The organism is Caballeronia sp. TF1N1 (assembly GCF_022878925.1).
GTDB lineage: Bacteria > Pseudomonadota > Gammaproteobacteria > Burkholderiales > Burkholderiaceae > Caballeronia.
On sequence record NZ_CP084626.1, the window covers coordinates 793,526 to 816,468 of the forward strand.

The 22,943-nt window shown below is 63.0% G+C and carries 21 protein-coding genes; 13 read left to right on the top strand and 8 right to left on the bottom strand.

The genetic code is table 11. From position 1 onward, the window contains the following. Position 1 precedes the first annotated feature (1 nt). From LDZ28_RS03665 to LDZ28_RS03680, 4 genes are read left to right on the top strand one after another with little or no spacing between them, the layout of a single operon-like run. Complete coding sequence (locus LDZ28_RS03665) at positions 2–460, top strand: MaoC family dehydratase (protein WP_244827365.1); 459 nt, start codon at positions 2–4, stop codon at positions 458–460. Continuing rightward, a complete protein-coding gene (locus LDZ28_RS03670; RefSeq protein WP_244827366.1) occupies positions 460–1,683 on the top strand; it encodes a CaiB/BaiF CoA-transferase family protein in 1,224 nt (407 codons plus the stop codon). Before LDZ28_RS03665 ends, LDZ28_RS03670 begins: the two co-directional genes overlap by 1 nt. Continuing rightward, a complete protein-coding gene (aroE, locus tag LDZ28_RS03675; protein WP_244827367.1) occupies positions 1,680–2,513 on the top strand; it encodes a shikimate dehydrogenase in 834 nt (277 codons plus the stop codon). Before LDZ28_RS03670 ends, aroE begins: the two co-directional genes overlap by 4 nt. Positions 2,514–2,523: 10 nt before the next feature. Next, positions 2,524–3,312 (top strand): enoyl-CoA hydratase-related protein, encoded by a 789-nt coding sequence (locus LDZ28_RS03680; protein ID WP_244827368.1) that lies wholly within the window; start codon positions 2,524–2,526, stop codon positions 3,310–3,312. A gap of 11 nt (positions 3,313–3,323) precedes the next feature. Here the strand turns inward: LDZ28_RS03680 and LDZ28_RS03685 are convergent, their stop codons facing one another. Further along, positions 3,324–3,974 (bottom strand): DUF4286 family protein, encoded by a 651-nt coding sequence (locus tag LDZ28_RS03685; protein WP_244827369.1) that lies wholly within the window; start codon positions 3,972–3,974, stop codon positions 3,324–3,326. 165 nt (positions 3,975–4,139) lie between these two features. Between LDZ28_RS03685 and LDZ28_RS03690 the strand changes: the two genes are divergently transcribed. The 7 genes from LDZ28_RS03690 to LDZ28_RS03720 are packed head-to-tail and all read left to right on the top strand — an operon-like array spanning position 4,140 to position 11,731. Further along, complete coding sequence (locus LDZ28_RS03690) at positions 4,140–5,405, top strand: Gfo/Idh/MocA family protein (RefSeq protein ID WP_244827370.1); 1,266 nt, start codon at positions 4,140–4,142, stop codon at positions 5,403–5,405. Positions 5,406–5,428: 23 nt separating this feature from the next. Then, positions 5,429–7,159: an iron ABC transporter permease gene (locus tag LDZ28_RS03695; RefSeq protein ID WP_244827371.1), complete on the top strand. Its 1,731-nt coding sequence runs from the start codon at positions 5,429–5,431 to the stop codon at positions 7,157–7,159. A gap of 38 nt (positions 7,160–7,197) precedes the next feature. After that, positions 7,198–8,271, top strand: a complete 1,074-nt coding sequence (locus LDZ28_RS03700) for an ABC transporter ATP-binding protein (protein WP_244827372.1) — start codon at positions 7,198–7,200, stop codon at positions 8,269–8,271. Beyond that, positions 8,268–9,014 carry a hypothetical protein gene (locus LDZ28_RS03705; RefSeq protein WP_244827373.1) on the top strand — a complete coding sequence of 249 codons (747 nt, stop codon included), beginning with the start codon at positions 8,268–8,270 and terminating at the stop codon, positions 9,012–9,014. The genes LDZ28_RS03700 and LDZ28_RS03705 overlap by 4 nt, the downstream gene beginning before the upstream one ends. Before the next feature lie 30 nt (positions 9,015–9,044). Continuing rightward, entirely contained in the window at positions 9,045–10,115 is a 1,071-nt protein-coding gene (locus tag LDZ28_RS03710) for an ABC transporter substrate-binding protein (protein WP_244827374.1), read from the top strand. A gap of 9 nt (positions 10,116–10,124) precedes the next feature. Next, positions 10,125–10,979 (top strand): sugar phosphate isomerase/epimerase, encoded by an 855-nt coding sequence (locus tag LDZ28_RS03715; protein ID WP_244827375.1) that lies wholly within the window; start codon positions 10,125–10,127, stop codon positions 10,977–10,979. Positions 10,980–10,981: 2 nt separating this feature from the next. Then, positions 10,982–11,731, top strand: a complete 750-nt coding sequence (locus LDZ28_RS03720) for an SDR family NAD(P)-dependent oxidoreductase (protein ID WP_370652087.1) — start codon at positions 10,982–10,984, stop codon at positions 11,729–11,731. 4 nt (positions 11,732–11,735) lie between these two features. On the opposite strand, the gene LDZ28_RS03725 is transcribed toward LDZ28_RS03720, so the two are convergent. From LDZ28_RS03725 to LDZ28_RS03735, 3 genes are read right to left on the bottom strand one after another with little or no spacing between them, the layout of a single operon-like run. Beyond that, a complete protein-coding gene (locus tag LDZ28_RS03725; protein WP_244827376.1) occupies positions 11,736–13,517 on the bottom strand; it encodes an FAD-dependent oxidoreductase in 1,782 nt (593 codons plus the stop codon). A gap of 57 nt (positions 13,518–13,574) precedes the next feature. Then, complete coding sequence (locus LDZ28_RS03730; RefSeq protein ID WP_244827377.1) at positions 13,575–15,344, bottom strand: FAD-dependent oxidoreductase; 1,770 nt, start codon at positions 15,342–15,344, stop codon at positions 13,575–13,577. 17 nt (positions 15,345–15,361) lie between these two features. Continuing rightward, on the bottom strand, positions 15,362–16,429 hold the full coding sequence (locus LDZ28_RS03735; protein ID WP_244827378.1) for a Gfo/Idh/MocA family protein: 1,068 nt from the start codon (positions 16,427–16,429) through the stop codon (positions 15,362–15,364). Between the two features lie 487 nt (positions 16,430–16,916). Between LDZ28_RS03735 and LDZ28_RS03740 the strand changes: the two genes are divergently transcribed. Continuing rightward, positions 16,917–18,473 carry a methyl-accepting chemotaxis protein gene (locus LDZ28_RS03740; protein WP_244827379.1) on the top strand — a complete coding sequence of 519 codons (1,557 nt, stop codon included), beginning with the start codon at positions 16,917–16,919 and terminating at the stop codon, positions 18,471–18,473. Between the two features lie 285 nt (positions 18,474–18,758). Here the strand turns inward: LDZ28_RS03740 and LDZ28_RS03745 are convergent, their stop codons facing one another. Together LDZ28_RS03745 and LDZ28_RS32815 are read right to left on the bottom strand one after the other, a co-directional pair. Beyond that, entirely contained in the window at positions 18,759–19,139 is a 381-nt protein-coding gene (locus LDZ28_RS03745; RefSeq protein WP_244827380.1) for an NUDIX hydrolase, read from the bottom strand. 329 nt (positions 19,140–19,468) lie between these two features. Continuing rightward, positions 19,469–19,657: a hypothetical protein gene (locus LDZ28_RS32815; protein ID WP_370652088.1), complete on the bottom strand. Its 189-nt coding sequence runs from the start codon at positions 19,655–19,657 to the stop codon at positions 19,469–19,471. On the opposite strand from LDZ28_RS32815, the gene LDZ28_RS32820 reads away from it, so the two are divergent. Then, a complete protein-coding gene (locus LDZ28_RS32820; protein ID WP_370652089.1) occupies positions 19,656–20,132 on the top strand; it encodes a hypothetical protein in 477 nt (158 codons plus the stop codon). The two genes, LDZ28_RS32815 and LDZ28_RS32820, sit on opposite strands and share 2 nt — an antisense overlap. A 333-nt stretch (positions 20,133–20,465) precedes the next feature. Here LDZ28_RS32820 and LDZ28_RS03755 read toward each other — a convergent pair whose 3' ends face one another. Both LDZ28_RS03755 and LDZ28_RS03760 read right to left on the bottom strand, forming a co-directional pair. Beyond that, the gene (locus tag LDZ28_RS03755) at positions 20,466–21,083 is read right to left on the bottom strand and encodes a hypothetical protein (protein ID WP_244827382.1); all 618 of its coding nucleotides are present in this window, start codon (positions 21,081–21,083) and stop codon (positions 20,466–20,468) included. A gap of 11 nt (positions 21,084–21,094) precedes the next feature. Further along, on the bottom strand, positions 21,095–21,721 hold the full coding sequence (locus LDZ28_RS03760; protein ID WP_244827383.1) for a type VI secretion system amidase effector protein Tae4: 627 nt from the start codon (positions 21,719–21,721) through the stop codon (positions 21,095–21,097). Positions 21,722–22,943 lie beyond the last annotated feature (1,222 nt).

Sequence of the window (22,943 nt, forward strand, 5' to 3'; positions counted from 1 at the left end):
GATGACGATTGTCGATAAATACTGGGACGACGCCCGCGAAGGCGACGAGTGCACGAGCCCGACCTACACGGTCACGAAAGCGCGCATCCTCGCTTACGCCGACCTCACGGGCGACCACACGCCGGTCCACGTCGATGAGGACTGCGCCAACGCGAGCCACTTCGGTTCGATCGTCGCGCATGGACTCTTCGGCTTGTCCATCGCGGACGGCCTCAAGACGCAGAGCGACTACCGCTTCCTGCCGGGCATGTCGCTTGGCTGGACGTGGGACTTCAACCTGCCGATCAAGGTCGACGACGTGCTGCACGTGAGGTTTCGCATCGGCTCGATGCGTGCCAGCAAGAGCCGTCCGGACTGGGGCATCGTCATCTTGCCGTCGGAGTTGATCAATCAGCACGGGCAGGTCGTCCAGCATGGCGAGCATCGTCTGATGGTGCCGCGCCGACCGGGAGCAAAGTAATGCAGGCACGTCCTCTGGAAGGCATGCGCGTCGTCGATTACAGCCACTTTCTTGCCGGTCCCTATGTCGGACGCTGTCTCGCGGCGCTCGGCGCGGAAGTCATCAAGGTCGAACGTCCGGTCAGCGGCGATGCGGGCCGTCAGCATGCAACCGTGCTCGACGACGAACAAAGCGCCTACTTCCTGCAACTCAACATGGGCAAGCGCGGCGTCAGCGTCAACATGCGCGATGCGCGCGGTAAGGAATTCATGCAGCGCCTGTGCGACTCGGCGGACGTGTTCGTCGAGAACTACCGGCCGGGCGCGCTCAAGAAGCTCGGCCTCGGTTACGAAGAGCTGTCCGCGCGCAATCCGGGTCTCGTCTATTGCTCGATCTCGGCTTACGGCCACACGGGACCGGACGCGCATCGCGCGGGCTTCGGGCTGATCGCGGAAGCGAAGAGCGGCATCATGCAGATGATCGGCAATCCCGGCGAGCCGCCGCCCCTGATGCGTATCTCGCTCGGCGACATGTACACCGGCATTCACGCGGTCGCGGCGATCAATGCGGCGCTGCTCGGCCGCGTGAAGAGCGGGCGCGGGCAGCATATCGACATGGCGCTCTACGACACGCTCGTGTCGATGCACGAATACGCGGTCCAGTGCTACACGATGCAAGGCGTCGTGCCCGAGCAAACCGGCCATGACATGCCGACATCGACGCTCTATGGCGTGTTTCGCGCCGCCGACGGCGACCTCGTGATCGCGGCGCAAGTGGACGATGCATGGAAGCGCTTCGCCGCGCTGCTCGAAGCGCACGGCGCACCGGCGGGCTTCGGCGCCGACGCGCGCTTTCACACGCTCAACGGGCGCAATGCGAATCGGCTCGACATTCTCGCGGTGGTCAAGCCCTGGGTCGCATCGCGGCCCGTTGCCGACGTGCTTGCGTTGCTCGACAGCATCGACGTGCCGTGCGCGAAGGTGCAGCGGATCGACGAAGTGCTTGCGGACCCGCAGATCATCGCGCGTGGCATGGTGATCGAGCAGGAGCATCCGCGCTTCGGCACGCTGCGTCTGCCGAACCTGCCGTTCCGGTTCTCCGATTGCGATACGACCATTCGCGAAGTCGGGCCGGACCTCGGTCAGCACAACGCGGAAGTCGCGCAGTCGCTGGGGTTCGACGCGGCGCAGATCGACGCCATGCAGACCGACGGCGTGCTGTATTCGAAAGCGAGGCCGCGATGAGCGATCGGTACGCGGTGATCGGCAACCCGATCGGCCACACGAAATCTCCTTTGATCCACGGCCTGTTCGCGGAAGAAACGCGGCAGGACATGCGCTATACGGCAATCGAAGGACCGCTCGAACCGCACGACGCCTTTGCCGATACGGTGCGCGCGTTCATCGCGGACGGTGGCAAGGGCATGAACGTGACCGCGCCGTTCAAGCTCAAGGCATTCGCCATGGCCGATGAACGCAGCGAGCGCGCAACCCTTGCGGGCGCTGCCAACGCGATGAGCTTCGAAGACGGCAAGGTCGTCGCCGAGAACTTCGATGGCGTCGGCCTGGTGCGCGACATCGAGATGAATCTCGGTTTGCCGATGGCCGGCAAACGCGTGCTTCTGCTCGGCGCGGGCGGCGCGGTGCGCGGGGCGCTGCTGCCGTTTCTCGATGCGCGGCCCGCCGAAGTCGTCATTGCGAACCGAACCGTGCCGAAAGCCGAAGCGCTGGTGCGCGAAGTCGGCGCGCAAGCGTCGTTGACGGCCTGCGGATACGACGCGCTCGAAGCCATGGGCGGCTTCGATCTCGTGGTCAACGCGACCTCCGCGAGTCTCACGGGTGACTTGCCGCCCGTGCCACCAAGCGTGTTCGATCCCGACGGCGCTGCCTACGGACTCGTCTACGGCAAACGGTTGACCCCGTTCCTTCGGCTCGCGCGCAATGCCGGCGTAAGGGAAGTAGCCGATGGCGTCGGCATGCTGGTGGAACAGGCAGCGGAAGCCTTCGAATGGTGGCGCGGCGTGCGTCCGCGGACGCGCGCGGTAATCGATCGGCTCACCGTTCCGCTCGACTGACGAGGCATCCATGACACCCGAAACGGTTCGATTCTGCCGCTACGAAGTCGAAGGCCCGCTCCTCACCTTGACGATCGATCGTCCCGAGGTGCTCAACGCGCTGCATCCGCAGGCGCATCGGGAACTGGCCGAAGCGTTCGATCGATACGCCGCCGATGCTTCATTGCGCGTCGCCATCGTGACCGGTGCGGGCGAGCGCGCATTCTGCGTCGGCACCGACCTCAAGGCGCTGGCGGCGAGCGGCGACCATACGAAGCCCGCGACGGGTTTCGCGGGCATCACGCATCGCTTCGATCTTTACAAGCCATTGATCGCGGCGGTGAACGGCCTGTGTCTCGGCGGCGGCATGGAGATTCTCGCGGCATGCGACCTGGGTGTCGCCGCCGATCACGCGCAATTCGGTTTGCCCGAGCCGCGCGTGGGACTGGCCGCGCTGGGCGGCGGTCTCTTGCAGCGCTTGCCAAGGCAGATCGGCATGAAGGACGCAATGGGCCTCGTGTTGACCGGCAATCGCATCTCGGCGGATGAGGCGCGCCGCATCGGTCTGCTCAATGAAGTCGTGCCGGCGGCTGAACTGATGAAGCGCGCGCGCGCCCTGGCAGAAGACATTCTCGCGTGTGCGCCGCTGGCTGTTCAGGCATCCAAGCAAGTGATGCTGCAAAGCCTAGCGCAAGCGAATCTCGCCGCGACCCTGCACGAAGACTATCCGCTCGCGCGGCGCATGCTCGATAGCGACGACGCCCGCGAAGGACCGAAGGCGTTTGCCGAGAAGCGCAAGCCGAACTGGACCGGACAGTGAAGCGCCGCGTTCTAAGCGGTGCTTGCGTAGGAAAACCGGAAGAGCGCGCGGTCGCAATCCACCGCCGATACTCCGAGCGCGTCTTGCATGGCCGCCGCGCCGCGTTCCAGCGCATTGCGCGTCAATGCGCCCGCGAAAAGCAGATGACCGAAGCCGCCCGTATCCTCCGTTCCACGCATGCGCTTTTCCTCGGTCTGCCGGCCGCTGAGCGCGTCGTGGACGCGGCCGAGCCGCACGCGCGTGAGCGCATGTGCGTCGCGAAGCTCGCGAATGGTGTCGCCGATATCGACGCCTTGCTCGAGATCGAAGCGCATGCACCATTGAAAAGGCGCCAGGCCGCCGCCCACATCCACGAGCGTCTCGCACAACGCGCGCTGAACATTCCGGTAATGCGGCATCAGCTTGCGGGTCCACTCGGTCGGTGCGTCGAGTCTCGCGAGATAGGCCGGCGATTCGAGATCGCGCGCGGAATCGACGTCGATCACGCACAGATAGCGCGGCCCGTCGCCACTGATACGTTCCCATCGCTCCGCATGCTGGAAGCCGGGCAGGGCGAGCCGTTCTGGCAGATGCTCGAACGAATGCCAGCGCAGATATTCATCGACCGTGTCCGCGTCCACGTCGTGGCGGATAACGACCATGGCCTGCGTGCGCGTCGTCATGAGCGTTCCCCGTGGAAGAAGTCGTCGAAACACGAGCATGCGCGCGTCATTGCCGTAATGCAATTACCGATTGAAATACCTTTCCAAAATCGATACGCTTTCTAAGAACATAGACGGCCGCGATTAGACGGCTGCATCGAGCGAACTGGCATCGGAGAGAGACACATGGCTTTCATCAGATACGCCGCAATCGGCTGCAGCGGCATGGGACGACGACATCTGCACGGTCTCGCGCAACTGAAGCGCAGCGGACTTGCGAACATCGAGCTTGCGGCCGTCTGCGATCTCAACGCCGAGAGCGCGCGCAGCATGGCCGACGAAGCCGCCGCGCTCTTCGGCGTGCGGCCCGCCGTGTACGCGGACATTGGCGAAATGGCGCGCGAGAATCCGGAGATCGTTGCCGCCGATATCGCCACGGACGCCGGCTCGCACATGAGCGTCGCGTTGCAGTGCTTCGCGGCCGGCCTTCACGTGCTGTGCGAAAAGCCGCTCGGCATCACGGTGTCAGAGTGCCGCAGGATCGTGAATGCGGCGAGGGATGCCGGGCGCGTGCTCTCGGTCGCGGAAAATTTCCGGCGCGATCCGATCAACCGGCTCGTGAAGGCGCTGCTCGACGATGGCGCCATCGGCACGCCGCGCCTGATGCTGGAAACGAGTATCGGCGGGCGCGATGTGATGGTGCAGACGCCGTGGCGGCATCAAAAGCCATCGGGCATGGTGGTACTCGATTCGGGCGTGCACAACGCGGACATCATCCGCTTCTACATGGGCGGCGTGGCGAGCGTCTACGGTGAAAGCCGGCTGCACGAGAAGACGCGCCGCGTGGCCGCGCGCGCAGGCGGTTCGGCATCCGAGACGGACAAGTGGTGGCGCGCGCCGGGCGGCATGCCAACGGAATTCGAAGCGAGCGGCGACGACGCCACGTATTCGCAACTGCGCTTTACTTCGGGCGCCATCGGCCAGTGGGTGAACGATCGCGCGGGACATGGCGAGCATCGCGAGAGCCGCGTCATTCACGGCTCGAAAGGCTCCATCGTGGCGCCGGGCGACCGCAATGGCCGTCCTGTCACGCTTCATCTCGACGATGGCTCCGTCATCGCCGATGCGCGCATTCTCGAGCACGCGCCGAGCTATCGCCTGGGGCCGGTTGCTGCCGCGCTTTTCGGCGATGCGCGTCCGTGGACCTATTCGTTTGCCTTCGACGAAGTGGACCAGCGCATTCTCGCGCTTCAGCTTCACGAACTCGCCGATTGTGTGATGCACGGCAAAGCGCCCGAAGTGACCGGCGAGGAAGCGCTTGCCGATGTCGCGCTCGCGTATGCGCCGATCGAATCGGGCAGGCTCGGCCGCAGCGTGAGCCTCGCCGAAGTGATCGATGGCGAGGCCGCACCCTATCAGGCGGAAATCGACGAGATGCGCCGCCGGTCCTGACACGTCGACTTCGGGAGCGAAGTTTGAATCCACATCACGTACAGCCGCTTGCCGCCGACCGCGCGCCCGCAGCGCGCGCGGGCGTCTCCACGCGCCGTCTGAACCAGATCGGCATGTTCGCGCTGCTCATCGCGGCGCTCGCCGTGCTGATCGTCCTGCCGCTCGGCGCGTTGATCCTGCGCGGCTTCGTGCGTATCGACAATGGTCATGCCAGCGCATCGCTTGCCGCTTTCGGCAAGGTATTCGGCGATATGAGCTACTGGATCGCGATGGGCAACACGCTCGTCATCGCGCTCGGTTCCATGCTGCTCGCGACCGCGCTCGGCGTCATGCTCGCGTGGTGTCTCGTGCGCACCAACGTGCCGTGGCGCGGCTTTCTCGAACGCGCCGCCGCCATGCCGATCTTCATTCCGCCGTTCATCGGCGCGTTTGCGTGGATTCTGTTCGGCGCGCCGCGCATCGGCATCTTCAACGTGGCGGCGAAGTGGATGAGCATCGGCCAGCCGTTCAACGTGTACTCGTATCTCGGCATCGTCTGGGTGATGGGCATCTACATCGCGCCTTACGTGATGATGATCGTCGCCGGCGCGCTGCGGAACATGGACCCGAGTCTCGAGGAAGCCGGGCAAGTGGCCGGCCTCAGCCGCTTTCGCACGATGCGCGTCATCACGCTGCCGGTGGTCGGTCCGTCCATTCTGTCGGGCGCGGTGCTCGCGTTCGTCATCAGTCTCGGGCTCTTTGGCACGCCTGTGCTGCTTGGCATGGCGAAGGAGATTTATCTCGTCACCACGCGCATCTACCTCGAATTGCAGCAGTTTCCGCCCGATGCGGGCATCGTTGCCGTGCTGGCGATCTATCTCATGGTGCTTTCGGTCGCGGCCAATCTCGTGCAGCAATGGATGCTGCGCGGCCGTTCCTTCGTCACCGTCACCGGCAAGGGATTCAGGCCGCGCCTGATGAAGCTCGGCGCGAGCCGTCATGCGATCGCCGCCGCGATCTGGTGCTATCTCGCGCTCACGGTCTTCGCGCCGATTGCGATCATCGCGGCGGCGGCGTTTTCGACCTACGCGTGGTCGGGACACTTCACCTGGAACAACCTGCGCTTTCTCTGGACCACGGTGGACGTGCGCACGACCTTCGTCAACAGCCTTCTCATCACGATCATCGCGGCGAGCGCGACGACGGTTCTGGGCGTCGCGGTGTCGTGGTTCACGACGCGCTCGAAGATGCGCGGCCGTCAATGGATCGAAGCCATCGTCCTTTTGCCGATGTCGGTGCCGAGTCTCGCCTTCGCGCTCGGCGTGTTCTTCTTCTGGGTCGCCATGCCGAAGTGGGTCGGCGTGTACGGCACGGTGTGGATCATCATCATCGCGCTGGTGGGGCGCTACATCAGCTACTCGGTGCGCGCCATTTCCAGCAGTCTCGTGCAGATTCATCCCGAACTCGAAGAGAGCGCGCGCATCTCGGGTTACGGCTGGACGCGCGCGCTGTCACGCATCACGTTGCCGCTCATCATGCCGAGCGTGATTTCGAGCTGGGTGATGATCTACAGCATCTTCGTGTCCGAGCTTTCCATCGTGCTGCCGCTTTATACCGCCGAGACGCGCACGCTTTCCATCCTCAGTTTCGATACCTGGTCGATCGGCCAGTTCTCGCAAGTGGCCGCGCTTTCGCTGCTGCAACTGATGATGGGCGTGGGTGTCATGGCGGCGGTCGCCGTCATCACGCGCCGCCGCGAGAGTTCGATTGTCTGACGCGCGCCATACGATCACCCGATACGAGAGTCCACGCCATGACCGTTGCCATTCAGTCCCTCACCAAGCGCTTCGGCGGCGTGCACGCCATCGACGATCTCACGGTGCAGTTCCGCCCGAACGCCATCACGGTGCTGCTGGGCGCGAGCGGCTGCGGCAAGACCACGACCTTGCGCTGCATCGCCGGGCTGGAGCAGCCGACGAGCGGCGAGATCGAGATCGACGGGCGCACCGTGTATTCATCGACGCGCAACATCGACCTGCCGCCCGAGAAACGCGAACTCGGCATGGTGTTTCAGTCGTATGCCATCTGGCCGCATTTGAGCGTGATGGAAAACGTCGCGCTGCCGCTGCGGGCGCGCGGCACGGCGCACGCGGCCATCGACACGCGCGTGCGCGACACGCTCGCTTCGGTGGGGCTCGGTCAGCAAGTGGATCGCAGCGCGATGCAACTCTCGGGCGGCCAGCAGCAGCGCGTATCGATTGCGCGCTGTCTCGTGGCCGATCCGCGTCTCATCCTGATGGACGAGCCGCTCAGCAATCTCGACGCGAAACTGCGCGTGGAGATGCGTCACGAGATTCGCAATCTGCAGCGGCGCATCGGCGCGACCATCTTGTTCGTCACGCACGATCAGGAAGAAGCCATGTCGCTCGCCGATGAAATCTTTCTCTTCGATCGCGGACGTATCGTGCAGCGCGGCGCGCCCGAGGAACTGTATTTCCGGCCGGCGGTGCGCTATGTCGCGGAGTTTCTCGGCAAGGCCAATCTCTTTCCGGTTGCGCTGCGTTCGCACGCGGGCGAAACGGAAGTCGTGGCGCAATCCGGGCAGATCGTCGTGAAGGGCGATGTGACGGGCGCCGCCAACGGCAACGAAGCGCTCTGCATGGTGCGGCCCGAAGCGTGGCGCGTGCAGGCGCGCTCGCACGCGGGCGTGCCGGGCCGCGTGCGTGAAAGTTCGTTCGTCGGCGACCGGCGCGAGTTGCGCGTGGAAACGCCGCTCGGCGATCAGACCGTGGTGACGCCCGGCTTCGAACGCTACGCCAACGGCGATGAAATCACCCTGAGCGTCGCGCCCCAGCATTTGCACCTGATGAGAGGAGAGCTTCAATGATCGCTGTCGGCACCGGTCTCTTTACCATGTGGAACGACATCCCGCCCGCCTACGGCCGCGAGTTTGCGCTGATGCACACGCGCGACCACGTGCCCGAGCACATGGCCTATCTCGGCGATGACGGCATCCGCTGGGCGCGGCGCTGTATCGACGGACAAGGCGACATGCCGCGCTTCTTCACGTTTTACGGGCTGACGAGTCTTGACGTGCTCACCGACGAGAAGCACGCGAAGTGCAAGGTGACGGAGACCGCCTGGTTTCTGAAGATGCGCCCGCATTACCGCGACCGCATTGCGTATCACTGCTGGGTGCTGGCAAGCGCGGGCGGCGGCACGGGCGGCACGGTGGCGACGCTCTTGATCGACTTCGCCGACGATGCACGGCAGGATGCGCCGCGTCTCGCGGCGCTCGTGGATGACCTCACGCGTTTGTCGCCCGTGGTCGGCGCGCATCTCGCCGCGCCCGAATGGAACGTGCCGATCCGCGTCGGCGAAGCATTGCCGGCCGGGCGCGAGGGCAACGAAGCGGTGGGCGTGGTGATCCTCGAAGGTTTCGATCGATACGAACTGGCCGCGTGTCTCGAAGACGTGCGCGAGCAACTCGTGGCGAGCGGCGTCGCGGCACGCGTGCGTTCAGCCGGGCATTACGCGCAGGCGTACCGGCTGGACTATGACGAGCTTGCGCATCTCGAACACTTCCGTCGCGACGACGCGCTCATCACCGAACGCTTCGACCTGAAATAGCCGAACGACTACAAATCATCAGGAGACAACATGACCACTTCGATAAAACGGCGCCGCCTCGTCCAGACACTCTCGCTCGGAAGCGCGGCGCTCGCGCTCGGCATCTCGCCGCTGATCGCGCACGCCGAGCCCGACAGCACGCTGATCGCGGAGGCGAAGAAGGAAGGCAAGCTCGTGGTGTATGGCGATCTCTTCACGGTGCAGATCATCGTCAAGGGATTCACCGCGAAGTATCCAGGCATCGACGTGACGACCGCGACCGGCGACGCCTGGCAGATCTATAACCGCTTCATCGGCGAACAGCAGGCGGGACGTCCGGTGATGGATGTGTTCTATCAGGCCGAGGACACCATCATCACGGCGGGCGCGTCGGGCACGCTCGCCGATGTGTCGTATGGCGACAAGGGCGTGCTCTTGCCCATCGCCACGCCCGCGCAGGGCACGACGTATCTGCGCGGCAACGGCCAGCTGTGCCTCTTCGCCTACAACAAGCAGTCGATCGGTTCCGCGCCCATTCCCGCCGACTGGCAGGACTACGCGAAGCCGAAGGACGAATGGGACGGACTCGTGGCGACGACGAATCCGGCGTCGTCTTCCGCGACCTTCGCGGTGATCGCGAGTCTTTATCAGCATTACGGACCCGAAGCCGGCGGCGCGATCCTCAAGGGCGTGCGCAAGACCAACGCGGAACTGGTGGCCTCCATGGGCGTGATGACGACCAAGCTGCAAACCGGCGAACGTCCGCTCGATTTCTTCACCAACACGACGGCCGCGACGGGTCTCATCGCGCAAGGCGTGCCGGTTGAAGTGAGAGTGCCGGCATCGGGCGCGGTGGCGCAGTTCAACGCGGTGGCGATCAGCAAGACGGCGCCGCATCCGAACGCGTCGAAGCTCTTTCTGGATTACGCATTGAGCGCGGAGACGCAGACGCGGCTCGCTGCGGCGGGCGCGTATCCGGTGCGCAAGGACGTTGCCGCGCCGAAGGGCTTGCCCGCGCTCACGAACGTCAAGCTGCTCAAGCTCGATTTGCCGCAGGCGCTGAAGGATCGCGACACGATCCTCAAGTGGTGGTCGGCGAGCACCGGTTTCAATACGCGTTGAGGAGAAACGATGATCGAGGAAGTGAATTTGCATGACGTGTCGGTGGCGAACCTGACCGTGGCGGGCGGCGCGCCCGTTGCGCTGATCGAGGCCGCCGCGGCGGCGGGACTCGGCAAGGTCGGCTTGCTTTTGCGCACGGCGACGCCCAAGCCGCTCGCGCACGAAGTCATCGGCCGGCCAGACGTGGTGCGCGAGATCAAGGCGGCGTGCCGTGCGAACGACATCCGCGTGTTCGACGTGGAAGCGTTCATTCTTTCGCCCGCCGCCGATATCGACACTTATCGCGCGGCGCTCGCCACCGGCGCGGAGCTGGGCGCGACGCATATCTCGGCGGTCGGCACGGAACTGCTGACCAACGACGCGTTTTTATCGGCGCCGGAACGCATCGAACTGTTCGGCCGCTTGTGCGATGCCGCCGCCGAATACGGCCTGCATGTGGGCGTCGAATTCATGCTGTATCGCGACGTGCGCACGCTTGGTGAAACGCTCGAGTTGCTGAATGCGGCGGGGCGCGCCAACGCGGGCGTGATCCTCGATGTGCTGCATTTTCATCGTAGCGGCGCGCGCCCGGAAGAACTCGACGCGGTGCCGGCCGAACGTATTGCCTACGTGCAGTTGTGCGATGCCGTCGAACGAAGTCCGTCGCTCGACGGGCTCGCCAACGAAGCCCGCACCGCGCGCCTGCATCTAGGCGATGGCGTGATTCCGCTCGATGCGATTCTCGACCGCTTGCCCGCCGACGCGCAACTCGTGATCGAGACGCCGGTTGCGGCGGATGCCGATCTATCCGATGCACGCAAGGTAGCCCATTGCACCGATGCCGCGCGTCGTTTTTTCGCGCGGCGCGCAAGCCAGCGAGGTTGAACATGACGATCAGCCAGGCATTCGAAGGACGCGTCGCCCTCGTGACGGGCGCTGCATCGGGAATCGGGCTCGCGTGCACGGAGCGCTTGATGTCGGAAGGCGCGACGGTGGTCCTATGGGACATCGACCAGAAGCGGCTCACCGCGTGCCAGGAACGTCTGGGCGAGCGCGCGATTGCGCAACGCGTCGACGTCACGAACGAGGACGAAGTACGCGCCGCGCTCGAAGCGGCGGTGGCGCAGACGGGCAAGCTCGATATCGTGGTCAATAGCGCGGGGATCGTCGGATCGAGTGCGTCGGTGTGGGAGATGCCGCTCGATGCGTGGAACAAGGTGCTGCTGCTGAACCTGACCGCGACGTTCATCGTCTGCAAGGCGGCCGTGCCGTATCTGCTCAGAAACGGTTATGGACGCGTGGTCAACATGGCGTCGATTGCGGGCAAGGAAGGCAATGCGAACCAGTCGGCGTATTCGGCTTCGAAGGCGGGCGTGATCGGCCTTACGAAGTCGCTCGGCAAGGAACTGGCTCAGCGCAATATCACCGTCAATGCAATTGCGCCGGCATCCGTGCAAAGCGAGTTGCTCGCGCAGATGCCGCCCGAGCAGATGAAGATGCTGCAAGCCAAGATTCCGATGGGACGTCCCGGCACCGTGCAGGAAATCGCCGCCCTGATTCGCTGGTTGAGTAGCGAGGAGAGTTCGTTTTCCACAGGCGCGGTGTTCGATGTCTCGGGCGGGCGGGCGACTTACTGACGCTTCAATGCGTCGGCGTCGGCACGCGGTTCAGGTCGAGCGGCAAAACGAGATCCTCCTGCACCGCGTTTTCGTCTTCGTAACGATGGATGCCCGCCGCATGCCGGCCCGCGACATAGCCGAAGGTCATCGCGGGACCGAGATTGATCCCGCCTGACGGATAGAATCCGCCCATCACGCTCGCCATGTCCGTGCCCACGGCGTAAAGGCCGGCGATCGCCTGGTCGTGCAAATCGAGCACTTGCGCCGAGCCGTTCGTCTTCAATCCCGCGAAGGTGCCGAAGCTGCCCGGGTACACCTTCACCGCGTAGAACGGACCGTGTTCGATAGGCGCCACACATGGGTTCGGCCCCTGATGCAACGGGTCGCCCATCTTGCGGTTATAGGGCGTCGAACCGCGTCCGAATTCCGGGTCCTCGCCGCGCCGCGCGTGGTCATTGAACGCGATGACGGTTTTAACCAGCGCATCGGAATCGATACCGCAGCGGGCGGCCAGCTCTTCCAGCGAATAACCGCGTTGCAGGTAGCCGTTGCGGATGAAGCGGCGCATCGGAACTGGGAAGGGCCGCACGTAGCCCAGGCCGTATCGGCGCAAGAATTGGTGATCGCAAATCAGCCATGACGCGACTTCCTTACCGTCGGGCGCGCCCGCGACCATAGCGGCGGTGTAGTCGTAATAGCCATCGGCTTCGTTGACGAAGCGCTTGCCGTTCGACAGCACGCCGATCACACCGGGCTTGCCGCGATCGATGATGTGCGGAAAGTGCCCGATGCTGCCATCCGAATGCGTGACGCGCGACACCGGCGCCCATGCGGCGGGCGAAGCGACATCCGTCACGAGCGAGCCGCCCGCCGATTCGCCCAGGCTGATGCCATCGCCCGAGCAGCTTTCAGGCGGCAGCGCCAGATGCTCGCGGCCTGTCGGCGTGCGCGGGAAGAGCGCCTTGCGGCGCGTGAGGTCGTTCGGAAAGCCGCCGGCGGCGAGCACCACGCCCTTCGCCGCGCGAATCGTGACTTCGCCTCTCTTCGTCGATACGACAGCACCATGCACCGCGCCATCCTCGACGATCAGACGCTTGGCAGGCGCGGACTCCATCAAGGTCACGCCGAGATCGTCGGCGGACTTGGCAAGACGCCCGACGAGCGCCACGCCATTCACGAGATGCATTGCGCGGCCGTGAAAAGCGAGGTCGCGCAAATGACGCGTGAAGCGCTTCGTCACGTGGATGAACGAGCCGAACGAGCGTGTCATGCTCAGAAAGGCCATGAGGTCGGCGCCCGCCATGATCGGCATGCCCATGAACGAAGTTTCGCGCATGGTCTTGCGCAGGCGCTTGTTGAGCGGACCGATTTTTCGCGCATCGTAGGGCGCGGCGATCACCTGATGCCCTTGCGTCGCGGCGCCTTCGACGTGGCCATGCACATCGGGAATCTGATTTCCGTCCACGAACCGGAGCGCGGTGTGCTCGTGAAAGAAGCCGACCATGTGCGGACAATTGTCCAGGAAGGCATCGACGCGTTCGGGATCGTAACGATCTCCCAACTCGTTCCTTAGATACGTGCGCGGCTGTTGCGGATCTTCGATGATGCCCGCGCGTCGAGCGAGCGGATTGCCCGGCACCCACATCCAGCCGCCCGACCATGCCGTGGCGCCGCCGAAGACGTCGTCCTTCTCCACGACGACCACTTTGAGCCCGTGCCACGCCGCGGTAACGGCGGCAGCGAGACCCGAGGCGCCGGAGCCCACGACCAGCAGGTCGCAGTCGATTTGATTCGGAGTATTCATGTGCCAGGCCGGTTCGTGGTGTTCGATTGTGGCTGCTTCAGTTTCGTCGACAGCGCATCAAACCCTGACGCGCACCGGAATGTCCCGCAGCCCGACCACGAATTCAGGATCGGCGACGGGCACGGCGCGCGCCGCGAATTTCGCGACACGCCATCCGAACACAAGTGCGGGTCCGAGCGTCGTTCCCGGCCCCGGATAAGTGCCACGAAAGATCGATGCGAGGTCGTTGCCGCATGCGAAGAGTCCGGGAATGGCGTTGCCGTGGTTATCGAGTACCTGACCGTCAGCGTTGCCAGACAGCCCCGCGCTGCATGCCAGATCGGCGGGCCACACCGTGACGGCGTAATACGGTCCCGCGCCGATGGGCCGCACGCAGGGATTGGGCTTCTGCGATGCATCGCCATTGAAGCGGTTCATCGCGCTTGCGCCGCGCTTGAACTGCGGGTCTTCGCCGCGCGCCGCGTCGCGGTTGTACGCGGCGACCGTGCGCTCCAAGCCGCTGGCATCGACCTCGAGCTTCGTCGCCAGTTCGGCCAACGTATCGCCCTTGATGAGATACCCCGCCTTCACGAAGCTGGCAATGCGCGCCTGGCTGCGTTTCTTCATCACGAGTCCGAGGCCGTAATCGCGCAGGAACGCGGCATCGACGATCAAATGCGCCGGCACGCTCGTGCCCTGGCCATTGTCGCGCAGCATGCCCATCACGAAGTCGTGATAAGAATCCGATTCGTTGACGAAGCGCTCGCCACGCGCGTTCACGGCGATGAGTCCCGGCTTCGCGCGATCGAGAAGAATGTGCGGCCAGACGCTATCGGGCTTGCCTTCGCGACGCAGGATGGAGCAGGGCATCCACAGGCCGGGGCTTTCGCAGCCATCGTCGAGCCTGGCATCGAGATCGAGCGCGCGCTCGATGCCATCGCCCGTGTGCGTTTGCGGCGAGAGCGACAACGGTTGTGCGGCAGCGGGGAACAACTGCTTGCGCAACGCCGGGTTGCGCGTGATGCCGCCCGTTGCGAGCACCACGCCCCGGCGCGCGCCGATGCGCTTTTTCGAGCCGCCTTTCTGCCCGACCACGGCGCCCGTCACCATGCCGTGCTCGACGACGAGTTCCAGCAACGGCGTCTCGAAACGCACTTCCACGTTTTGCTTGCGCAGGCTGTAGAAGAGACGCGCGGCGAGTGCGTTGCCCATGACGAGATTCGTGCCCCGCTTGTGGCGCAGACGGTCGCCGACATAACGTCCGACCACCGACAACGTGCGTGTGAAATTTTTCTTCGACGCGAACGGTTCGAGCAGCGCATCGAGGTCCGTGCGCGCGACCATCATCCCGCCTAAGCCCATGAACTCGGGGCGCGGCGGCCTTACGCGGGCGAAGTCATCGCCGAGCAGCCGGCCATCGAAGGCCACGGGCGCGAGCGCGCGTCCGCCGAACGCCGCGCCGGGACCGCTGACGTAATCGGGATGTGCCGCCGCGGCCACGAATTTGACCTCGCTGATGCGCTGAATTTCCTCGATGGCCTGCGGGCCGCTCGCCAGGAACGCCTCGCGTGCTTCGTCGCCGCCGCGATCGCCGACCACCGACGCGAGGAAGCGCCGCGCGTCGTCGGTTTTATCGGGAACGCCCGCGCGCACGCTGTCGCTCGTGCCGGGCACCCAGGTCGTGCCGCCCGAGGTCGAGGTAATGCCGCCGACCGCGTCGGTCTTCTCGCAGATGAGCACCTTCAGACCTTCGTGATGCGCGACGAGCGCCGCGGTCATGCCGCCCGCGCCCGCGCCGAACACGAGCAGATCGACTTCGTCGTCCCAGGGTTGAGTCATCGAATTCATGCGCTTTGTCTCCTGTCTCATGCCGTGCGGCCGATGCGCGCTTCGGCCGCTGTTGCGACCGCCACCGGCGTTCTCGATGCGGCCGCGCGATGCACCGCGAATGTCGTCGCGAGCGTGCGCGTTGCGTCCTCGCCTGAACAGACCGGCGCTTCCTTGCCGTCGATCACCGCCGAGAAATGCCGCAGCTGCTCGTGATACGGATCGCCGCGATGCGGTGTGCTTCGTTCGACGGTCAGCGGGTCATGCCAGCCTTTGCCGCTGCGGTAATCCCAGACATCGAGCAAGGGCAGCGTGAGCGATCCATCGGCGCCCGTCAGAAAATGCGTGTTGACGTTCTGACGCGGGTAGTGCGCCGCTTCGCCCGCGGCGAGATCCCAGTTCCAGGGCGATGCCGCGCAATCCGAGACCGCGAGCGTGCCGAGCACACCGCTCGCAAACCGCAGCAGCACGGCGGCCGTGTCCTCCACTTCGAAGCCGCGCACCGCGTTGGATGTCTGCGCTTGAACTTCGATCACTTCGCCGAGCAGAAACCGCATGATGTCGATGTCGTGGATCAGGTTGATGAGCACCGGACCGCCGCCTTTTTCGCGGCGCCACGCCATCTCGAAGTAGCTGTCGGGTTTATAGAACGTGGCAAGCGCCATGGCCGCAACCGGCGTGCCGAGGCGGCCGGATTGGACGATCTCGCGCGCGCGCCGCAGGATCGGGTTATGCCGCCGATGATGTCCGACGATGAGCGGCACTTGCGCTTGCGACGCCGCGCGGGTCAGTTGTTCGGCTTGCTCGACGGTATCGGCGATAGGCTTTTCCATCAGCACCGCGACGCCCCGTTCGATGCACGCCAGTCCGACTTGCAGGTGCGTCGCGTTCGGCGTCGCGACGATCGCGCCTCGCGGTTTGACCTCGTCGAGCATGGCGGTGTAGTCGGCGAACCAGCGCAGGCCTTCGGCGCGTGCGAACGCTTCGGCCGCCGGCGACGGATCGGCCACGGCCACGATCTCGCAATCGGGATGCAGCCGCGCGCGTTCCACATGCATGCGCCCGATCGCGCCGGCGCCGATGAGGGCAAGGGTCGTCCTGCTCATTCGTGTCTCCTGTTGTGGTGTCTCGCGCCGCGCATGTTGCGTGAAGCGTTTGACGGCACGCAATATCCTGCTACCGCGAATACGAAGCTATTTCGGAATAGTATTCCAACTTCAAAGTTTATTCCACACCAAATTGGATCGTGATGCCGGAGGCAAACCGTGCCTCGCGCGCAGGCTCGCGAACCGAGCCGTCGATGAAGCGGAATGTGTAGCGGAGCCTACGTAGCCGACGTCTTTGGAGTTCGAATCGGCGGTGACGCGGCTTTTAGCGAGCATCGACGGACGGCCAGCGACCGAAGGCGTCGCGAAGCTAGTCTGAACGCGTTGAACGCCGCGACGTGGATAGACGAAGCGCGCTTTATCCGTGCGTAAAGCGACGCCAACGTGATGCGTGCCCTGTTTCATCGCCTTCAGTTTTCCCGCGAGACAGCCGATAAAAAAGCGATCGGCGCACATTGCGCGTAAACCCTCGAATTGAAGACTCTCGATGAAGCTCAGCCTCAAGATCCCGCTCGCTTTTGCCGCCGCGCTCTTTTTTATGTTCGCGGGCGCGTTGTACGGTATTTTTGCCCTCAATCAATCCATCGACACCTATCGGACAGTGGTTGCGGATAACGTCGCGAGCGAACGCATGGTGTCCGCGACGCTGGTCGCCTTCAAGTTGCAAGTGCAGGAGTGGAAAGACACGCTCTTGCGCGGCAAGGACCCCGAGAAACTGCAGAAGTACTGGTCGGCTTTCCAGACTCGCGAAGCGACCGTGCACAAACTGGCCGATGAACTCAAGCGCACGCTTCCCGCGGGCGAGAGCCGCGATTTGATCGACCGCTTCGCTTCCGCACACGCCGCAATGGGCGATGGCTACCGGCGCGGCTTCGATGCGTTCAAGGCCGCGGGCTTCGAATCGTCCGCTGGCGATAACGCCGTAGCGGGCGTCGACCGCGAACCGGCCGCGCTGCTCGAACAGGCGGCCCAGAAGATTGCCGCCGATAGCGCCGAAGTGTCCGCGCACGCCGATAGCGCCGCGCGGCAAGCGTCGTTCATCAGCGTCACGCTGATGCTCTTCGTGCTGGCGCTCTCGTTGATCGGCGGATATCTCTTCAGCCGCACGGTGTCCGGTCCGCTCGTCCGTGCGCTCGGTTGCGCGCGCGCCGTGGCGAAGGGCGATCTCTCGCACGAGTTCGAAACCGACGGCAAGGACGAAATCGCCGAATTGCTGGTGGCGCTCAAGCATATGCAGACGAGTCTCGCGACGGTCGTGAGCAAGGTGCGCCAAAACGCGGAAGGCGTGGCGACCGCGAGCGCGGAAATCGCATCGGGCAATCTGAATCTGTCTTCGCGTACCGAGGAGCAGGCGGCGTCGCTCGAGGAAACGGCGGCAAGCATGGAAGAGATCACCGCGACGGTGCGTCAGAACGCGGATAACGCGGTCGCGGCTTCGTCGCTTGCGGAGAATGCATCGCAGACCGCCACGCGCGGCGGCCAGATGATGGAAAAGGTCGTCGAGACCATGCACGGCATTTCCGAGAGCGCGGGCAAGGTGGGCGAGATCATCGCCGTGATCGACGCCATCGCGTTCCAGACGAACATCCTTGCGCTGAACGCAGCCGTCGAAGCGGCGCGCGCGGGCGAGGAAGGGCGCGGTTTTGCGGTCGTGGCATCGGAAGTCCGCTCGCTCGCTCAACGCAGCGCGACGGCCGCGAAGGAGATCAAGGAGCTGATCGAGCAGTCGGCCGGCCGCGTAGAGACGGGCTCGTCGCTCGTGCGGGACGCGGGCAGCATCATTGCGGATATCGTCGGCTCGGTCGAGCGCGTGACCGATGTGGTCGGCGCGATTTCGTCGGCGTCGAAGGAACAGACCACCGGCATCGAACAGGTCAACATGGCCGTCACGCAGATGGACGAGGTGACGCAGCAAAACGCCGCGCTGGTCGAGCAGGCATCGGCGGCGGCTCAGGCGCTGGCGGAGCAGGCGAGGTCGTTGCGTGACGTGGTGGCGATTTTCAAGCTGCGGGGAGATGGTATGGGGACGATGCGGGCCGCGTAGGTGTCGGTTTCGCAGCTTGGCCGCGCGCGATGCGGGTCGTAAATGAGACCGATGCCCGCGTATGCGCCGCCGCCTTCAGCACGGTGTCGCCCTGTCAGTAGCCGTAGCGATTGTTGAAGGGCTTGCAGTGGTCGAGATCGGCATAGCGCAGGCCACGAACGCGACGCCATGCCAATGAGCCGGTCGATATGCGCGATAAGGCGGGCGAAGTGCCACGGCCGATGTGCGGCCGACGCGCGTGACGTCTTTCGGGATTGACGAGCTCGTTCGTGTCGCAGTTCGGCTTTATTTTCCGCGGCCGTTCTTACGCTTATGACTGACGAGTTTCACGATATCGTTCGTTGGCGTGCTCGTAATGAGCCGTGGAATGTCTTCGAGATTCACCCAGCGGCATCGCGAAATTTCATTGCTCGGACGCGGCTTGGCCCGAGCGGAGATATCGCAATAGAAGACGTGATGGTGCTTTTGCTTGCCTCTGAAGTCGAAGAGATACTTGGCCGACTTGCCGGAGAGTTGTGTTTCTTCCTTGAGTTCTCGAAGCGCGGCGTCAGGGAGATGCTCCCCGCGCTTGAGGATTCCGCCTGGCAGGGCCCATTTCGATTGGCGACGTGCCACTAGAAGAATGCGTTTTCCCTTTCGACAGATAACAGTGGCGCGCTTCTTCAATTGAACTCCACTTTGTTCTTTTGGATGCGATGGCTCATGTCTCATCCACCTTCGTCGTCGGATGGCTTCAGCTCTTGGCGTCAGCTGTGAAGAGCCGCTGACGGGGCAGAAACGTGCGCTAATGCTATTACAAGAAAGCGGCCTTTTGTGATCGATTTCATAAAAACACACGAACGAGAAAATCGGCGGCTTGACACAAAAGTTTCATTGAGCAGATGCGCGTCGTAGGTGCCTTGCGCGTCTTCAATGTCGATGACGCTGCCAGCGACGGTTGCACTGGCAGCGGAGCGTTCTTCGACGTTGTTAGGAGTTTCGCGATCGAGCGGCGGTCAGGCGTTTGCAGGACGGCCGGTCTTGACGGTTTCGAGCGCCTTGATCGCGGCGACGATGCGCTTTTCCGGCGCGGCGTCGAGCACGGCGAGTGCGGCGCGCAGCAGTTCGCTCTTCTTTACGCGGATGCCGTTGTCGAGGCACTTCTGCTTGAGCGATGCAATCTTCGCGTAGTCCGCTTTTGGCATGGTGAAGCTGTCGCGCACGACTTTATCTTTCTTCGCTCGCTTGGCTTTCGCTGCGGGTTTGGTCGTCGCGGCGGGTTTGGCTGTATCGGCAGGGGCGCGCGCGGTCGGTTTCTTTTCCCTGGCTTCGGTTGCCTTCGTCTTCGGCTTCGTTTTCGACTTCGTCGCAGGAGCCGAGGATGCGCCGGCTATGGGCTTGGCAACTGCTTTCTTCGCGGGCTTTTTCACTCCACCCGATGCGGGCGCCGCAGCCTTCGACCGGGTTTTCGTTGCGGTCTTCGTGGCCGGCTTCTCGTCTTTTGCGACGGCGTTCTTGGGAGCATCGACAGCCTTGGTGGCGGGGGCATCGATTTTGGGTGTGCTCATTTTCTCTCCTCTTGATGTGGAGAAAACAGTATATACGGTTTTATCTCGTGACGAATGTCGTCGTGGGTCGAGGACATGGGCTGATGTCTACCGAGGTAGTTCATGTCGATGAGCGGATGAGTCAGCGTGGCATGCGACTCATGTTCTGCGACGAGCGTGGAGGAGGGAGGCTGAACTTGCTTCGCGGCGCGTTCAGCAGTTCGCCATTCTCAGCGGTGCTTCGGAAAACTTAGACGCACTGAGTTTTGTGGTTGCTTGATTGCCGCGCTTCGAGACTCTGCGACCGGCGTTTGCATGAAGCGCGTTTCGAGGAGCTGTGAGCATAGCAGGAGCGTGACGCGGGACGATCTTCGACCTTTTCGTCAAAGTGACGCAAGGTGATGTTTCGGAAGAGCGAGCAACATGTCCCGCGTTTGCTGTCGCGCTTTGTTGGCGGATTGTTGGGTCAGTCTGGCGCGTTATCAGGCGCGCAGAGATTCATCGACTTTATCGGGCGGGCTCCCGGCAGATTCTCCTGCGGAATGAGCGAAAAGGCTTTCCAGTCCGATTCGTTGACGTAAGCGACACCGCCCTTACAACGCATATGCGCTTGTTTATGGCGGCCGTCGCACCATGCACCATCGATCACGCAACGTTGCCATTGCGGGATAACGCCGTCAGCCTTTGACTCGCCCTCTTTGGCGTTGGTGTACGTTTGCACGTTGCGCGTCGCGATCGCCATGTACATGAAATCGAAGTCCGCAACGACAGGTCGGGCGGATTCGGCATCGCGATATCGGCTTTTCAACTCGGAGATGTAGCGAATGCCAGAGCCGAGCAACGCGGCGAGAACCATTGCCGTCAAGATTGCAACGACGCGATAAAGCTCGAACTTGACCAGACGCGAAAGCAAATACCCAGCAACCGGGAAGACCAGAATCGTCAATAGGCTACACAACAACGCGAGGTTGAGCGTTGCGCTCGGGCAGTCCAGACCGCACCCGGGGTTCTTGTCGAACGTGAGCAAGATGCACAGAACCGCTAAAGCGGTTAGGCATCCCGCGACCGTGAACAGCGTCAGCACTGCAAGCCTTCTCACTTGATTTCCCAAAACGAGATCGACTTCGAACCTGCCAAGTCGGACCAGCTTATATTCGAAGCAATGGCGGCTCCTTGTCGGAAGGACGTGATGCCAAAGCGGCGGCCTATGGTTGCGAGGGCGTCGGGGGCACTGCTTATCGTAAGCCTCGATCCGTTCCAGAGATCAATGTGTCCGCCGCTCGCATTAGCCGCACCCTCACCTTCGCGAGTCCAGTAACGAGAGAACTGAATGATACCTGTACGACCTTTTACTCTCGCTTCCCAATTAGCGCCTGTCACGTCTTCAGGCTTTGGGAGACCTGCGAACGGTTGTAACTTCAGCCATTGCCCCATTTCGTCGGCGCGTGTTGCCGTTGGTTCGCCGTCAAGCAGGATTCGTCCGAGCTTTCCTCCGTTCATTGGATGAATCAGCTTCTCGGAGAACGACTTCATGCCGATCCCGACGCGATGAAGCGTGACGCTCATGCGAATGGCGCATTGATTTTCATATGTGGAGTTGTCGTATGGATTGCCGCTCGGATAGTTCGCCCATAATTCGGCGAACGTCACGGCATTCAAATGCACTTCTTTAATTGAACCGGGCGTCTTGTTGGTTTGTACAACCGTTTTCTTATTCGGCATTACTGCCATCCTTCATGTGCCAAGGCTTCGTCGCCCCAGTGGATCGCGTAGGTGTCTGCGCGGTCGGCATAGATGCGAGGCAAGCAGCGAGTGCTGTCTGTGCGTCCGCTTATAGTCTGTCCACCTGTTGTCTCGATCAGGTAAGGGTAGCCCACGGCTAGGGCAGGAGCGGCATTGGCTCTCACTTGTTCGTCGTAACCACTGGCCGATGCTTGGGTCGCGGATCGCGCGACCGCGGGAGTTCCGAGACTCGACAGGGCAGTGATTCGAGATGCCTCACTGTTATCGATAATTTCGAAGTTTCGACCATACGGAACATGGATTCGCGGTTTCGCGGAGCAGTTGCAATTAACAAGGTCGCCACCTACGGCTTGGTCTCGACCCATGCAATCGGTGCGGCCTCCCGGTCGAATGCGAACCCCGTAAGTTACTTCACCGATGCTTTGACAGACGGAACAAAATGCCTCGTCTCCTATCACGATCATGCGTCGAGGCCCGGCCCCCTTGCCGTCGTCGATCGTGGCCCAAAAGTGCTTTGCGATGGTATAGCTCCCATCGCCGGTTGTAAGCGGGTCACCTTCGACCGCTGCATAATAAACAGCCATTACCAAATCCTTCCTGTTTGCAAATTTTGCATCAGAGTTCCGATTGAAGGACCACCGGAGCGGGTTCAAATGCCAAAGCGCTTGCCTAAAGAGCGAAGGAAAGGAAAGCGCCGAACATCGGCGGAAGGAACTTACTGGCCAGAAATTTTAGGATGAACTAGGGATTTTACGTAGGACAAAACAACTGTCAGACGGCAGTCAAATGTCAAAGCTTAGGGTTATTAACAGATAGCGCCTGGCGGTGAGGCGCATTGCCTATCGGTAACATGCTCGAGCGCTTTCATGGTTGCCAGTTGATAGGCGTAAGCCGCCCTGCGAATTTATGTCTCGGCGGTCGAACGCTCCGAACGTCGGCCGACGGAACGAAGCGAGGCTGTACTGATGTCCTTGCCACCCGCTGCTGGCTCGCGCGCTTTGCCTGCGCGGCTGGCTGGCGCAAGGTGGCATCGGCGAACTGGCTTGCGACCGCGGTACTGTACGCGGCACAAATGTCAAATGGCTAAGCCTTTTGGAGCCGTGATGCGTACGAATGCACTTCATACAGTGAAAAGCAGTGACGCAGCCGCGTCTGCGAAGGTTCATGCAGGTTGCTTGCACAACGCCTGAACGGAGCGTCA

What these genes read in the sequence shown, in the direction of transcription:
- LDZ28_RS03665 (WP_244827365.1), top strand. Translation starts at nt 2, where the DNA reads ATGACGATTGTCGATAAATACTGGGACGACGCCCGCGAAGGCGACGAG.
- LDZ28_RS03670 (WP_244827366.1), top strand. Translation starts at nt 460, where the DNA reads ATGCAGGCACGTCCTCTGGAAGGCATGCGCGTCGTCGATTACAGCCAC.
- aroE (WP_244827367.1), top strand. Translation starts at nt 1,680, where the DNA reads ATGAGCGATCGGTACGCGGTGATCGGCAACCCGATCGGCCACACGAAA.
- LDZ28_RS03680 (WP_244827368.1), top strand. Translation starts at nt 2,524, where the DNA reads ATGACACCCGAAACGGTTCGATTCTGCCGCTACGAAGTCGAAGGCCCG.
- LDZ28_RS03685 (WP_244827369.1), bottom strand. Translation starts at nt 3,974, where the DNA reads ATGACGACGCGCACGCAGGCCATGGTCGTTATCCGCCACGACGTGGAC.
- LDZ28_RS03690 (WP_244827370.1), top strand. Translation starts at nt 4,140, where the DNA reads ATGGCTTTCATCAGATACGCCGCAATCGGCTGCAGCGGCATGGGACGA.
- LDZ28_RS03700 (WP_244827372.1), top strand. Translation starts at nt 7,198, where the DNA reads ATGACCGTTGCCATTCAGTCCCTCACCAAGCGCTTCGGCGGCGTGCAC.
- LDZ28_RS03705 (WP_244827373.1), top strand. Translation starts at nt 8,268, where the DNA reads ATGATCGCTGTCGGCACCGGTCTCTTTACCATGTGGAACGACATCCCG.
- LDZ28_RS03710 (WP_244827374.1), top strand. Translation starts at nt 9,045, where the DNA reads ATGACCACTTCGATAAAACGGCGCCGCCTCGTCCAGACACTCTCGCTC.
- LDZ28_RS03715 (WP_244827375.1), top strand. Translation starts at nt 10,125, where the DNA reads ATGATCGAGGAAGTGAATTTGCATGACGTGTCGGTGGCGAACCTGACC.
- LDZ28_RS03720 (WP_370652087.1), top strand. Translation starts at nt 10,982, where the DNA reads ATGACGATCAGCCAGGCATTCGAAGGACGCGTCGCCCTCGTGACGGGC.
- LDZ28_RS03725 (WP_244827376.1), bottom strand. Translation starts at nt 13,517, where the DNA reads ATGAATACTCCGAATCAAATCGACTGCGACCTGCTGGTCGTGGGCTCC.
- LDZ28_RS03730 (WP_244827377.1), bottom strand. Translation starts at nt 15,344, where the DNA reads ATGAATTCGATGACTCAACCCTGGGACGACGAAGTCGATCTGCTCGTG.
- LDZ28_RS03735 (WP_244827378.1), bottom strand. Translation starts at nt 16,429, where the DNA reads ATGAGCAGGACGACCCTTGCCCTCATCGGCGCCGGCGCGATCGGGCGC.
- LDZ28_RS03740 (WP_244827379.1), top strand. Translation starts at nt 16,917, where the DNA reads ATGAAGCTCAGCCTCAAGATCCCGCTCGCTTTTGCCGCCGCGCTCTTT.
- LDZ28_RS32820 (WP_370652089.1), top strand. Translation starts at nt 19,656, where the DNA reads ATGGTGAAGCTGTCGCGCACGACTTTATCTTTCTTCGCTCGCTTGGCT.
- LDZ28_RS32815 (WP_370652088.1), bottom strand. Translation starts at nt 19,657, where the DNA reads ATGCCAAAAGCGGACTACGCGAAGATTGCATCGCTCAAGCAGAAGTGC.
- LDZ28_RS03760 (WP_244827383.1), bottom strand. Translation starts at nt 21,721, where the DNA reads ATGCCGAATAAGAAAACGGTTGTACAAACCAACAAGACGCCCGGTTCA.